Source organism: Thalassotalea sp. PLHSN55 (genome assembly GCF_052030545.1).
In the GTDB taxonomy this organism is placed as follows: domain Bacteria; phylum Pseudomonadota; class Gammaproteobacteria; order Enterobacterales; family Alteromonadaceae; genus CANMXU01.
Map to the genome: position 1 here is coordinate 373607 of NZ_JBPDIH010000005.1, position 14102 is coordinate 387708.

Here is a 14102-nt window from a genome sequence, read left to right on the forward strand (position 1 = left end):
TTGTTTAAAACGTGCAACTTGTTCGTCTACGCAGGTTACTCTTCATTATTTTAGTTTTGCTTCACCTGCAGTTGCCTGCTTAATTGTTTTAGTACGCGCTTGTTCATCTTTCGTTATATTTTCTAAATGAGTATCGGGCCATCGTGCAGCAGCCATATGCTTATGCCATTGTTGATACATGGCCGTTAGCTCTTGCACTTTTTTAGGTTGCAACAATGCAAGATCTAGACGCTCATAGGGGTCATTTGATAAATCAAACAACAAGTTTTTTTGCTTATACGCTGAATAAATAAGTTTGTAATGTTCAGCTCTAACCGCATAACCTTTACCTTCGCTATAACGCCAAAATAACGGTTGTTTATGCGCAGGCATCGACATGTTATCAGTGGTCAAATAAGGTAATAAATTAAGACCGTCTAATGCTTTTTTCGGTGGCGTTACTTTACTAGCAGCTATCACGGTAGGAAAAATATCTAAGGCAGTAATCGCATGTGTATAACGTTTGCTAGCAGGAAGAACTGCCGGCCAAGACATAACAAACGGTACTCGTATTCCTCCTTCAAACAACATACCTTTTTCACCACGATAAGGTGCATTACTAGCGCCAAACATCAACTTGCCGCCATTGTCGCTGTAATAAATAATCAAGGTATTGTCGTATTCGCCGGTTTGCTTAAGTTTGTCTATAACTCGCCCTATTCCCTCATCCATAGCGACATTCATTGACGCGTAAACCGCACGTTTACCTTCTTCAATATGGCTTACTTTGTCTACATATTGTTGGCGAGTATGCATTGGTGCATGTGGCGCGTTATAAGCTAGGTACATAAAAAATGGATCTTGGCTACGCGAAAACATCTCAATATAGTGCACTGCGGCGTTACTAAAGTCGTCGGTTAAATAACTCAGCTCACCTTTAGGTACTTTTTTACCGTTGCGCAGGACACCGGCCATTTTAGGTTTTTTACCTGTCTCTCCCCAATAGCTTAACCCACCACCATAGAAGCCAAACCATTCATCAAAACCTCGTTGGTTTGGCCAAAAATGTGGCGAATCTCCTAAGTGCCATTTACCTATAGCTGCAGTGTGATAACCTGCTTTTTTCAATGTTTGCGAAAGTAATTCTTCAGTTAAAGGCAAGCCAAAATTTTCGGTATTGCCTTTATGAGGAATATTGTTTTCATGCCCAAACCTTTGTTGGTATCGTCCGGTCAATAGTCCAGCCCGACTTGGACTACAATATGGGTGAGAGGCATAGCCTTGTTCAAAAGACACCCCGCTAGCGGCTAATGAGTCTAAATTTGGTGTTGGTATATCAGTTATTCCATTAAAGCCAACATCTCCCCAACCTTGATCATCAGCCACAATGATTAGGACATTCGGCCGGTTATTCTTATTAGCACTTGCAACATTGCTCACAACTTGTGTCGTTAGTAATGCCGTAAATAAAACAGTAGTTATAAATTTCAAATTATCCCCTAAAAAATTGTCAACAATAACCAACATGATATTTGAGTAATAATTACTTGTATTGTTCAAATGTTGATGGACTATGCGCAACAAGTTTCACTCCGTATGCCTGCACAATGCAAAGTATGTAACGTAATTGTTACTCTTTAATTTTACAGCGAAAATTATTAATAGTGTCTGAGGGCGATGGCGAATAGGTTATTAGCAAGGTAAAAGCTACAGCAACGCAATCACTTAAGTAACAATCAAGTAACAATCAAGTAACATTGTCTATTAAACGTTGAATAGCCAAGGGATGATGATATATAAAAGTTATTAACATTTGTTACTGACCACCTAAACATGAAGCGACCTGCACGCACACAAACAATGACTCGGTTATTTTTTACCGGGCTTTATTTGTTTTTTAGCCTACTACTCCAAGCACATGCTAATACTAAAAAGCCGAATATAATTTTTGTATTATCTAATGACCAGCCCTACGGTTATCTAGGCGTAACAGGAAACCCTATCGCGAAAACATCAAATCTAGATAAGCTAGCTAATCAAGGGATGTTATTTACGAATACGCTTGTAACTAGCGCTATTTGCACACCGAGCAGAGCCTCTATTTTATTAGGACAATATGAATGTAAACATGGTGGTAACTTTAACTTAAGCACTAGCGTTGCTAAAGAAGCTTGGCAACATTCTTACCCTTGCATTAATGAAAGCAGCCAGATATTACAATAGACCTTAGCCCTTGGGTAAAAGCGAAATAATAAGCATATTGTTAACATAAGAACAACGTGCCAATTGTATTAATGTCTGAAGATTCAACGCGACACATTAATACCTTTTAAATAATCTTGGGTTAACACTGTTGCTTTAGTAATGTTCACTTACTGAACAATTCACGCCACTGTGTTGACAACCTAATAGTTGGTAACTCAAAAAAACTTAAAATACCAAATGAGAAAATATGTTAGGTATTTAGCTGAAATTAATAGGAATGTCATATGTTCAATAAAAAAAACCATGTCGGTAAAAGCGTAAAATTTACGCTTAACCTATTGGGTGCACTCATCTGTGTTTGCTGCAGTGTTTCTGCCGCAGAGCCAACCCAAAAACCAAACTTTGTGTGGTTATTATCTGAAGATAACAGCAAAGATTTTTTACGGTTATACAACCCTAAAGGCGCAGCTATGCCTCATGTTGAGCAACTGGCAAAAAATGGCTTAATATTCGAGCATGCCTTTTCAAATGCACCGGTATGCTCAACTGCTAGGTCAACCTTAGCAACAGGCTCATATGCACCGCGTCTTGGGTTAAATTTCCATCGACCGCAAGCCTTGGTGAATTTACCTGATAACTTAAAAGCGATTAGCCAATACCTAAAAAATGCCGGTTATTACACGTCAAATGATGCAAAGGAAGATTATAATTTTCATCAACCTAAAGGCGGCGTTTGGCATGCTTCCAAAAAAGGCGCTCATTGGCGAAATAGAGATACCGGACAACCTTTTTTTCATATGCAAACCTGGCAAAACACCCACGAAAGCCGTCTGCATTTTCCATTAGAAGACCTTACAAATGCCCCCACCCAATATGCGCCAGAAAATGTTGACTTATTCCCGTTATACCCTGATACCAAGCTTTTTAGGTATACACATGCGCGATATTTAGACTTACATACCCAAGTGGATCAACAAATTGGTAAAGTAATAGAACAACTTAAAGCTGATGGTGAATTAGAAAATACCTTCGTCTTTTACTTTGGCGACCATGGTGGCGTACTACCGGCCTCAAAAGGTTATCCTTACGAGCGCGGTTTGAATGTCCCCTTAGTGGTTAGAATTCCAGAAAATTATCGTCATTTATTACACCCAGACATGCAGCAACTACGTAACATGCGCTTGAATGGTTTTGTAAACTTTGTTGATTTTGCACCAACACTATTGAAACTTGCTGGTATTGCTTCTGCTAAGCAACACGACGGTCAAGCCTTTATGGGACATGATGTTAGCTTACCTGCGTTAGAAAACCGTAACTTTGCGTTTGGCTATGCTGACCGGTTTGACGAAAAATCTGATATGGTCAGAACCATTCGTCGTGGCAAGTTTAAATATATTCGCCATTTTGAACCATTTAATCCAGACGCGTTATTCAATCAATATCGCTTTAAGCAACAAGCCTATAAAGAATGGAAACAGCTCAACCAAGCTAAAAAACTCACAAATCAACAAGCTGCTTTCTTTAAAACAAAGCCCCCTGAGGCTTTATATGACCTAGAATCAGACCCTTTTGAAATGAATAACTTAGGCGCTAACTCTTCCTACAAAGCACGTTTATTATCAATGCGTTCTGAACTTGCTCAGCATTTAAAAGCGCTACCTGATTTAAGTTTTTATTCTGAAGGTTTTTTAGCTGATAACGCCTTTGCCGATCCAGTCTCATTTTCACAAGAACATCATAGTGAAATTGCGCAGCTCATTGATATTGCCAATTTACAGTTGTTGCCCTATAAACAAGCAAAAGATCAGCTTAGCAAAGCACTAACCGCAAGCAGTTCATGGCAGCGTTATTGGGCACTTACTGGGTTAGTTTATTTTGGTAAACAAGCATTAGAGTTTAACCAAACCGTGAGAAAAATAATGCAATCTGATACGAGTGCATTAAACCAAGCAAGAGCCATTCAGTTTTTAGCGATGACCGAACAACTCGATCCAAGGATCCCCTTGCAGACGTTAATAGCGCGTACAGAAAACGATATTGACGCATTAGCTATTTTAAATATTGCCGCCCAATTGCATGACGTAAAAGGTCATCAATTTGATATTGCGATGAAAGCAAGTTGGCAACAACCTAACAGTAAAATGAAAAACACAAAAATGGCAATACAACAAAAACGTAAATACGCTTGGTTCAACGCCAGAAGCACCTATTTAGCAAATTAATTTAACCTTAGCGCAATCGTGCGACTAACCTATTAAGCCGCACGATGTGTTTTATTCATAGTTCGCATATATTTAATTCCATATACACACTTAACGGGTCATATTGATAACAACCAAACTCAGCACGCTTTTTAAAGCCCATACGAGAATACGATGCCAATGCTTCTGGCTGTTTAACGCCGGCTTAAGTAGAACAACCTTGCGTATTAAACCCGCGGCCGAAAAAGAAAATACCATACATGCAAACATTAAGCTGGCGACCTTTAATGCATCTACAGGCGCAAGTAATGTGCCTTGCTGCGCAGGTTCAATTATTGCTTGAGGAGCTCGCGTAAATGCAATAATACCGACGCTAATCAATAACTTTTTTGCATACGAAAATATATTATAAAGCCCAATATTAAAAGTATAATAACTACAATAGTGGTTATGACATCTACCATCATTGCAAAAAAACACCAGTAACACCGCCAATGGTAGGAATTAGGCCTATCAAAAATGTAATAACAGTTGGTATCACTAACACAGATGCTTAATCGCCATAGCTTATGGCTTTATTTACCAGTAATAAACCATAAAATAATAACGCTCAATCAATGAGTAAACCTGCTACTAGCTCTATCGTCCTATTAATTCCTTTTGTTGTTCGATTAGCAAACATTTCAAAAACATTTCCCAGCGTGCCCGTTTTACCTCGATAAAATTCTATATAAGTACAGTTAACACAAGTAACCGCCGCAAATTATCGGTTCTACATATCGAATATTTTAGACCAACCGCAGCCTGCAGTTACTATGGTATCAGTGTCGTATTCACTACAATCACATTTAGGCATTTCCAGTTATTAGCCATAATAATTCCTTATTTGATAATACATCAGCCAGACTGTAACGCTTTGCTAAGAGACTTATAATGCCAAGCTTTAGTAAACATAATTTTAAAATCTATTAAATTAATTTATTTTATTGATTTATTTAATGCTAAAGAGGAAATGACCTAGATAGTGTCATTATTGATGTGTAGGTATTACCGGAGGTAACCGCTTTAATTAAACAGGCTACCTCTGATTTTTATGTTGAAATAAAACCTTACTTTAAATCTGCTCTTCGTAATGGCAATGTAAAATACTCATTCCAAATTAGAACAGCACCGGTGCTGTTCTGCGGCCAGACTCACGAATATCCCAATAAAGATCAAACATCGCTTTTGCTTTTTCTTTATACTCAGGTGAGTGTAGTAAGTTACGCTGTTCTTGCGGATCTTTCTTCAAATTATACAAGCCAATGACTTCTCGTTTAGTGACCTTGTGATTTGTCAGAATAATCAGTTTCCAATCACCTTGTCGTAACATTAACTCTTTTCCAGAGCCTGCTTGCTGCATTAATAATGTGCGGTTTTCATAAGGTTTACCCAGTAATTCAGGCATTATATTCCATGAATCTTTAGCTTGCTTCTCGTTCAGTTTAATACCGGTGACCTGTGCAATTGTGGCAATAATATCGGTACCATTAACCAGTGCGTCGCTTACTCTACCGGCTTCAATTTTCCCTGGCCATACTGCGATAAATGGCACCCTTTGGCCACCTTCTAGAGCGGTATTTTTTCGACCACTGTATTGCCCTGGAGAGTTATGACCAGCCTGATTCGCTTTTTCATCTGCCAGTCCACCGTTATCAGAAGTAAATATAATTAAAGTATTGTCATATTCGCTAGTATCTTTCAATGCTTGAATTATTTTACCTACTTCTAAATCAAGCACACGGTTCATATCTAAATGATTTGAAGGAGTAGTACCAGCAATTTTAATTCCGTCAATTTCTTTAGGTGGTGTATGTGGTAAATGAACCGCAGGACTCCAGTAATTTAACAAAAATGGTTTTTGTCCGGCGCTGCGTCTAATAAATTCGGTTGCTTTATGTGTCAGTTGCATATTTAGCGCGCGTGCGTCCCAATGACTTTCCCCCATACCGGGGCCTTTATCTGAAATAAACGCGGGGTCTAATGCTGTGTTTTTATCAACATAGGTAATTTTTGAATTTTTATCAAAAGGTGCCCATTGCCCATTTTCATAAGCTAAATACATAGGACCTTGAACACCCGTAGGCAATGTATAGTCATAATCAAAGCCCATTTCTGCAGGGTGCCCTGCTATCCACTTTGTTACGTCAACCGTTTTACTAAGCGGGCCATTTTTCGGGCCAGTATAGGCGGCACCTTTTTTATTTAAAAAGGTGCCGCCTAAGTGCCATTTACCAACAAAACCAGTTGTGTAACCAGCTTGTTGAGCAATTCGACCAATAGTTGCATCTTCAGCAGTGATAGCTGTTTTAGCAAAGGAACTCCATACCCCCCAAGGATTATAACCTCGATAAGTCGAGTTACCGGTCATCACCGAATATCGTGTAGGTGCACACAGTGATGTTGGAGCATGTGCGTCGGTAAATGAAATGCCTTCAGCGGCCAACTTATCTATATTGGGCGTCTCAACAACGACCGGTTTTTTAGAATACTGGCGATGGAAGGCGCTAATATCGCCTAAACCAACATCGTCGGCCATGATCACAACAATGTTAGGTCGATTGTCGTTTGCTAAGATTGGCATCGCAGCCAAATTAGATACAAGAGAGAACAGTATAATTTTATTAATTTTCATTGTGATTCGTCACATTTTCTACTTATTAGTAATATCTAGGTTAAGTAGATATGATGTTGATTGGAATAGAAATACAATAAAAAATGCTTAAGTATCAAAATTGTTACATAGCTATATATATTTTTGCTTTCAATCTCCTATATAGTTAAATAGTTTATTTCTGACGTTAGGTAGATAGGTGTATGTTACATAAAAAACTCATCATGGTAGTAGATGACGATCGGGAATTACGTGAACTGCTACAAGAATACCTTAGCAAAGCAGGCTTTAATATTGTCGTTGCTAGCGAAGGTAATGAAATGCGTAGATTGCTAATTGACCAGTCGCCAGATCTTATTATTTTAGATGTTATGATGCCCGGTGACGACGGTTTTACCTTATGCAAACACATCCGAAAAACATCTTATGTGCCTATTATTATGCTAACTGCGGCATCGAATGAGTCAGATAAAGTAATTGGACTTGAATTTGGTGCTGATGACTACATGGCAAAACCTTTTAGCCCAAGAGAATTATTAGCACGTATTAAAGCACAACTGCGCCGTAGCGATTTTAAAGATAAAACCAACAATCGATACATTGTTTTTAATAACTGGCAATTAGACACCGAAGCGCGACGGCTCACTAATACAGATTCCGGCCGAACAATTGTATTGCCGGCGAATGAATATGCGCTTTTAGTGCTATTTCTTGAAAATCCCAAAAAAACGCTCTCGCGAGACGACATATCGAGCTTTACCTATGGACGTGACTCATTACCAACTGAGCGTGGTATTGACGTTATGTTGTCACGTTTAAGAAGTCGGCTAGGTGACGACGGTCGTAATCCTGAACTGATCAAAACCATTAGAGGCGCTGGGTACGTTATGACTGCCAATGTTGCCCATGTTAACTAAATTCACAGCTTGGTTTCCAAAATCACTTGTTTCAAGAATGTTGCTATTTACCTTGTTGGCAATCGCACTGGCGCAAGGGCTTGTTACGGTTATTTGGTATACGCAAATTAAACAAAGAGAAACACAAGGCTTAACATCTGCCATGGTCAGCTTTGCCGCAAAAATAGCAGTGACCGCTGATAATTTTCAGTCACTACCCATTGAATACCGCCATTTAGTCGTCGAACAGTTAAGGCAAATGAGCAGCGAACGCTTTTTTGTGTCGATGAATGAAGAATATATAACGATTGAGTCATTAAAAGCCGGACAAATGAAACAACTAGTGTTAACCACTATGCGTAAAGAACTGCAGCAAAGATTAGTCCATTCAGACAAGCTAAGTATTGATTTTTCTTCTGTTGATTCGTTACACGTATTAAATAATCAGCTTCTGCTAAAAGATTTACCTAAATCTTGGGCACATTATGCCTTGTCTATTGAGCGCTCAGATTCTGCCATTCTCGTTGTACAACTATTAATGAACGACGGTCAGTGGTTATATATTGCAGGATTACTACCTGAGCCTTATAACACGCTTGATGGTGAAATTATTCCATTTGAACAAGCATTATTTATTAGCCTTGTCAGTATTCTAATGTTGTTATTCGTTTTTATGCTAGTGCGTTGGCAACTATACCCACTCCGTATGTTAGCGCGTGCTGCTGATAGTTTAAGTCGCGATATAAACAAGCCTCAACTTGTTGAACAAGGCGCCACAGAGTTAGTAGAAACAACCCGAGCATTTAATCGAATGCAGACACGTTTAAAACGATTTTTAGATGACAAGGAGCAATTATTTAGAGCAATTTCACACGATTTAAAAACACCTATCACCCGTTTGCGATTGCGTGTTGAATTACTCGATGATGAAAGCAAAATTGAAAAGTTTTCAAAAGATTTAGACGAGCTAGAATTATTAGTAAAAGGTGCACTTCAAACCGTTAAAGAAACCAGTATTCATGAAAATGTTGAAACAATCGACATACAGGAATTGTTAAGTCAACTTGCTGAGCACCACAACAATTTTTCACCATGCATCAGCATAAAAGGATCAGTATTAACACGCTATCGTGGCAAACCACTCGCCATTAAACGCTGCTTGAGTAATATCATCAATAATGGAATTAAATACGGAAATAAACTGAACATCGTTATTAAAGACAACGAGGATCTTTGTTTGAAGTTTCAAGACCAAGGCCCCGGCATTCCAGAAGACAGCCTGCAGTCTATTTTCACTCCTTACGTTCGCCTTCACGACGACAACGACGGTCATGGCCTTGGCTTAGGCATAGCCCGAGATATCGTTTTAGCCCATGGTGGCACAATGACGTTGCACAACTTAACCCCCGTTGGGCTTGAAGTATGTATTACCTTACCGCGCGCACCAGAAGAGTTTAGCTAATGACCATATTAAACCGCCAACCACTGTTGATAAAAACTTTTACTTTACTAAGTAGTTTAGTTTTTGTTGCTCAGGCGTATTCCAGCCAAATAGAGTTGTTCCATTTTTGGCACCAGAAAAATGAACTTCAAGCCGTTGATGTACTAAAAAAATTTAGCGAAGAACGAGGATATAAATGGAAAGATCACCCTAACCTTCGAGGGCAAAACGAAAAAATATTTAGTTTACTTCAAAATCGCTTATTAGCTGGCACTCCGCCAACCGCAGCGCACATCACCGCGCCAAACGTCAACGAATGGCAAAAGCTTGGCATGCTGAGAAATGTAACTCTGCTTGCTGAAAAACGTAAATGGTTAGATGTTTGGCCAAACACCTTGAAAACAACATTTATTAAAAATAACGAAATAAGTGCCATTCCGATCAGCATTCATCGAGTCAATTGGATGTGGATAAACCTAGCCATATTTAAAACCGATAAAATGACGCCACCAAAAACATTCGACGAATTGCTAACCTTAGCTAAAGTGCTACACAAAAAAGGTGTAAAGCCTATCGCACTACAAAATACTGCTGAACAAAATTTTGCCTTATTCGAACTTATTGCCCTAGCGACCTTGGGTCCTGATAGTTATAGCAAGGCATTTATTGACTTAAACAGCAGCACGCTATCTAGCCCTAAAATGAAGCAAACATTTGACCGAATTCGTCTAATACAACCTTACTTACATGATTTTAGCGCTTTAGAAAACAAGCTAAAAGCACCAACAACTAACGATGCTATTGGTGCATTTTCTCATGCTGCTATACAACTTGGCGGCGACTGGATAAAAGCAGATTTAATCGCAGGTGGGCTTAAACCACAAAGCGATTTTTTATGTTTACCTTCGCCAGGCACAGCCGGTACATATTCTTTTCACAGCGACAGCATTGCATTCTTTAAACTAAGACCAAAGGCAACAGATAAACAGAGTCGAGAGGCACAACATAAGTTTTTAGACAATCTATTGAAAAAAAACGTTCAGCATAATTTTAACCTTAAAAAAGGCTCTATTCCTGTTCGCCAAGATATTAGTCTTGCGCTTTTTGATAGTTGCGCACAGCAAAGTTCATATGATTTTAATCAAGCAGAAAGAAACGAGACTTTAGTGCCAAGTCTCTCGCAAGGAATGGCCAATAACCATATGATAACGATCAATATAAAAAATCTCGTTCACCGATTTTTCAATGATAAAAGCATGACTAGCAACAAAGCGATTAATACACTAAGTCAGTTAGGTAAGTCCACTTAAATCATACTGAGATAAACGTGATAGGCAACCAATACGGGTTGGCATTACGTTTATAATCTGGTGTTTATGCCTTATGATTTAGTATAAATAGATCAGCCGTATATTTCTCCTCTAGTAAGCTCGTATTTCACTTTAATCGTCTGCAAGATAACTTAATCGAAACGACTAATTTTTACCTTTTAGTTTGAAGCCCTGAAAGCTCACTATAGTATGGGAATATAAGGTGATGAGAATATAGCCTTCACTAAGCTTTTATTAATGGCACTACATTATATTAGTAGGAACCGAACCAAGCATAAAAACCAAGCTAAGCAGCGAACCGTTAACGGTGAATTTTATCTAATTTGAGCTCAACTAATCACTGTAAACACTAATAATCAGAGTTTGGTTCAATAAGGTGCAGCGGTTGCTGCACCTTACCATGTCGGCATTTAAGTTACGCTGAACGTAGTTCACCGATTAAAATCCGCGTAAATTAACTAAAATACGCACTCATTATCGCTAGATAGCTACGTAATTCTTCGCGCCAAACGTTGAATTGGCTCATGCATTTTGAAAATAGATGCTTTGTTTTATTAGGAGCCAAAGGGTAAGCACCTTTTACAGCTAAAACACCATCGTTGTCATCATCTCGAACCATATTATTGCCGATCACGTCAATGTCGGTTGACGCAGTGCATTGAAACATACTCAACTTGAATCAGCGACTAATAAATACTCCGGCACCTCGTGTAGAGACATAATATAAATTAGGCTCAAACATATCGATGGCGACATCGTTAATACGATCAGACTGCCCATTTCCACGGTTTATTTTTATCCAACGTTTACCACCATCTTTCGACAAATAAGCGCCCGGATTAATATAGCCAATTGAAGCCGTTGACATTACGGTTAATAAAATTACGTTAGGATCATACGCTGCGGTTTTAACACTGCCTGTCCACGGCATATCAAATACTTTTTTCCAGTCGTTTTGTTCAGGACGCTTTTTATCACTAACATATAAGCCCCCCTCCCCTGGTTTAGCTCCTTTATGACCAGTAGAAAGATAAAACTTACCATCTTTTGAAAAATGAATATCGACAACACTAAATACACCTTTAGGTAATGCCATTTTGGCCCAACTTTCTCCATGATTTTCGCTTACGTAAAGCCCACCTTCACCTTTGCGGCCATAAACGCCTGCAAACAAGACAGCTGAATTATCAGGATCCATTTTAAAATTAGCGACATTAAACGGTTTAGGTAAGCCAGCATTTATAGGCCTCCAATTTTTTCCACCGTCAATCGATCTATGCATGCCAAAAGAACTCTGTGAGTTACCAACCCAATTTAATTCATTTCCATCTTTTGGCACATTAAAATACATATAGTTTGGGTTCTCAGGATCAATAGTTAGATTACGCTGATGAATTGATTGGTCACCAAACTTCGATGTTCTTTCCCACTTAGGCACTGCTTGACCATATAGTTCAAAATTTTTGCCTCCTTCGGTAGATTTCAGTAACGCGCCCATATGACTTTGACGAGTTTGCAGAGAATAAACCGTATTCACGTCATCAGGGTGGAATGCGATGGTACTAACAGAAAATTCACCATGAGGCTGCATATGATTTCGAACCGCGGCCTGAGCATTTGGACGAACTGTATTTCCGCCTGCTACGGTGTACCAATAATCGTTCTCACCAGCAGTAAAAAACATCGTATTAGGTATGCGAGCGTCTTGTACCATACCTTGCCCAGGCATATTACTATTTCCACCAGCAACCCACGCTTCACTGCCAAAGCTTAGTTCTATTTCATCAATTTCTTGCCAATTATCACCATGGTCATATGAAACCATGAAGACTTTTGCGATTTGGCCCGCGAGTACCGAACCGTCAGCATTAAATTGAAATGCAGACCCTGCTTTCTTAAAGTAGGAATTTTCTAGCTTCCATTTGCGTTGAGATTTGAAAGTAACATTATGTTGTGTTGGGTTATTTCTACTTTGCCAGTATTCCTTATGCACGCCTTCCCACGCAGTACCGTTACGGAAAGTGACATACCAGTTTTTCCCCCCATCATCTGTCCGCCAAACAATCCCTCCGGTAAAAGTATATTCTGACTTACCTTTATAATCGTTAAAAACAAAAATACGCTCTGGATTATTTGGGTCAACAATTACTCGTGCCAGTCGGTGCATTAAGCTTTCTGGTAAACTTGGAAATAGCTTAGGGGCTTGACTGTCTTTTATGCCAAACCACGGCGCAATACCTTGCTTGTAATAATGGTTTTTAAAGTAATGGTCTGTTTTTGCCATTTTCTTAACATTAATGTCTAAGTTGCCATTAATGTTTTGCCAAGACTCCCCTTCATCATGACTCACAAAAACGCCACCACCATCATTGGCAATAGTTTTGCCAACTATTTTCCATTTAACTAAATCAATTGCATACAAGGTTACTTTGCCACTGCTTTTATCAACGTGCATATCGATTGCACGGATTATGTTGTGGTCAAAGCCATTACTATTATTTAACTGCCAAGTTTCACCGGCATCAGTACTTTTATAAAAGCCATAGGTTGTTGCTAAAAATAGTACATTTGTTTTTTTCGGATGTACGATAATTTTAGTGATGTTTGCTGTTTTATTTAGCCTTTGAGGCGTAATGCGTTGCCAACTTTTACCTCGATTACTCGTTTTCCAAACCTGTGCTTTATTTTGGTAATTTTTGGGCTTACGGTAAAACCCATGAGGCTCTTTATCACTAAAACCAAAATCGTTCACGTTATATATTTTGCCAGTACCTGCGTACCAAATATTATCGTTACTTGGATCGACTTCGATATCGCTAATTAATACGTCGAATGTTTTGTCGGCTCCCGGTAATTCTAACCATGTTTTACCGCGATCGTTCGTTTGCCAAATAGTTGCTTCGTCTTCGGTTGTCGCAAAACCAAAATCAGGGTTTTGATAAGAAAATTCCGGTGATTGAATATCATAAGGACCTCGTTGACGCGTTTGATAACCGGGACCATCCGCATCAAATAACGTATGCCATGTATGTCCTTTGTCTACCGAACGATAAGCATTATCCATATTAGGCCCTAAAAACAATATATTAGGATCGGTATTATGCCAATGAACATGCATATTGTTGCCCGCCATTCCAGGGCCAATTTGTTGCCAAGTTACGGTAGAAGAAGACTCCATTTTTTCTTGTTGTAAGCGCTTGAAGTCTTGTGGCTTAGTGATCACATTAAATGACGATGCTTGTTTTGACGTATGGCTTGAATCGTTTGTCGGTATTAAAGGCTCCGTTACATTACATGCCGACAACAGAAGGCAAACGGACAAGGAAAGTACTCGATAATTAGCGCTGTATGAGCTCAATAGTGACTCCATCTAAAAACATTAAAAACATTAAAAAT

The 14102-nt window shown here is 39.0% G+C and carries 10 protein-coding genes and 1 pseudogene; 6 read left to right on the forward strand and 5 right to left on the reverse strand.

Going from position 1 to position 14102, the window contains the following annotated elements:
- Positions 1-45 precede the first annotated feature (45 nt).
- Positions 46-1470, reverse strand: coding sequence for a sulfatase family protein (locus ACRRSQ_RS12370; protein ID WP_440876055.1), 1425 nt, complete (start codon positions 1468-1470; stop codon positions 46-48).
- A gap of 369 nt (positions 1471-1839) precedes the next feature.
- Here ACRRSQ_RS12370 and ACRRSQ_RS12375 point away from each other — a divergent pair, with 369 nt between their 5' ends.
- The 3 genes from ACRRSQ_RS12375 to ACRRSQ_RS12385 all read left to right on the forward strand — a co-directional run bounded on the left by ACRRSQ_RS12375 (position 1840) and on the right by ACRRSQ_RS12385 (position 4728).
- Entirely contained in the window at positions 1840-2202 is a 363-nt protein-coding gene (locus ACRRSQ_RS12375) for a sulfatase-like hydrolase/transferase (RefSeq protein WP_440876056.1), read from the forward strand.
- 266 nt (positions 2203-2468) lie between these two features.
- A complete protein-coding gene (locus ACRRSQ_RS12380; RefSeq protein WP_440876057.1) occupies positions 2469-4406 on the forward strand; it encodes a sulfatase family protein in 1938 nt (645 codons plus the stop codon).
- Between the two features lie 199 nt (positions 4407-4605).
- Positions 4606-4728 (forward strand): hypothetical protein, encoded by a 123-nt coding sequence (locus tag ACRRSQ_RS12385; RefSeq protein ID WP_440876058.1) that lies wholly within the window; start codon positions 4606-4608, stop codon positions 4726-4728.
- Positions 4729-4995: 267 nt separating this feature from the next.
- Here ACRRSQ_RS12385 and ACRRSQ_RS12390 read toward each other — a convergent pair.
- Both ACRRSQ_RS12390 and ACRRSQ_RS12395 read right to left on the reverse strand, forming a co-directional pair.
- Positions 4996-5241 (reverse strand): annotated as a pseudogene (locus ACRRSQ_RS12390) (zinc ribbon domain-containing protein).
- 303 nt (positions 5242-5544) lie between these two features.
- Positions 5545-7059, reverse strand: coding sequence for a sulfatase family protein (locus ACRRSQ_RS12395; protein ID WP_440876059.1), 1515 nt, complete (start codon positions 7057-7059; stop codon positions 5545-5547).
- A 182-nt stretch (positions 7060-7241) separates the two neighbouring features.
- On the opposite strand from ACRRSQ_RS12395, the gene ACRRSQ_RS12400 reads away from it, so the two are divergent.
- Genes ACRRSQ_RS12400 through ACRRSQ_RS12410 form a run of 3 tightly spaced genes read left to right on the forward strand, consistent with a single transcriptional unit; the run spans position 7242 to position 10685 of the window.
- Entirely contained in the window at positions 7242-7955 is a 714-nt protein-coding gene (locus tag ACRRSQ_RS12400) for a response regulator (protein WP_440876060.1), read from the forward strand.
- Complete coding sequence (locus ACRRSQ_RS12405; RefSeq protein ID WP_440876061.1) at positions 7945-9396, forward strand: ATP-binding protein; 1452 nt, start codon at positions 7945-7947, stop codon at positions 9394-9396. Before ACRRSQ_RS12400 ends, ACRRSQ_RS12405 begins: the two co-directional genes overlap by 11 nt.
- Positions 9396-10685: an ABC transporter substrate-binding protein gene (locus ACRRSQ_RS12410; protein WP_440876062.1), complete on the forward strand. Its 1290-nt coding sequence runs from the start codon at positions 9396-9398 to the stop codon at positions 10683-10685. Before ACRRSQ_RS12405 ends, ACRRSQ_RS12410 begins: the two co-directional genes overlap by 1 nt.
- A 475-nt stretch (positions 10686-11160) precedes the next feature.
- Here the strand turns inward: ACRRSQ_RS12410 and ACRRSQ_RS12415 are convergent, their stop codons facing one another.
- Positions 11161-11373 carry a hypothetical protein gene (locus ACRRSQ_RS12415; protein ID WP_440876063.1) on the reverse strand — a complete coding sequence of 71 codons (213 nt, stop codon included), beginning with the start codon at positions 11371-11373 and terminating at the stop codon, positions 11161-11163.
- Between the two features lie 12 nt (positions 11374-11385).
- Positions 11386-14028: a hypothetical protein gene (locus tag ACRRSQ_RS12420; protein WP_440876064.1), complete on the reverse strand. Its 2643-nt coding sequence runs from the start codon at positions 14026-14028 to the stop codon at positions 11386-11388.
- Between the last annotated feature and the right edge of the window lie 74 nt (positions 14029-14102).

Excerpts from the sequence above, each read along its gene's own strand:
- ACRRSQ_RS12375 (WP_440876056.1), top strand. The coding sequence starts at position 1,840 with ATGACTCGGTTATTTTTTACCGGGCTTTATTTGTTTTTTAGCCTACTA.
- ACRRSQ_RS12380 (WP_440876057.1), top strand. The coding sequence starts at position 2,469 with ATGTTCAATAAAAAAAACCATGTCGGTAAAAGCGTAAAATTTACGCTT.
- ACRRSQ_RS12395 (WP_440876059.1), bottom strand. The coding sequence starts at position 7,059 with ATGAAAATTAATAAAATTATACTGTTCTCTCTTGTATCTAATTTGGCT.
- ACRRSQ_RS12400 (WP_440876060.1), top strand. The coding sequence starts at position 7,242 with ATGTTACATAAAAAACTCATCATGGTAGTAGATGACGATCGGGAATTA.
- ACRRSQ_RS12405 (WP_440876061.1), top strand. The coding sequence starts at position 7,945 with ATGTTAACTAAATTCACAGCTTGGTTTCCAAAATCACTTGTTTCAAGA.
- ACRRSQ_RS12410 (WP_440876062.1), top strand. The coding sequence starts at position 9,396 with ATGACCATATTAAACCGCCAACCACTGTTGATAAAAACTTTTACTTTA.
- ACRRSQ_RS12415 (WP_440876063.1), bottom strand. The coding sequence starts at position 11,373 with ATGTTTCAATGCACTGCGTCAACCGACATTGACGTGATCGGCAATAAT.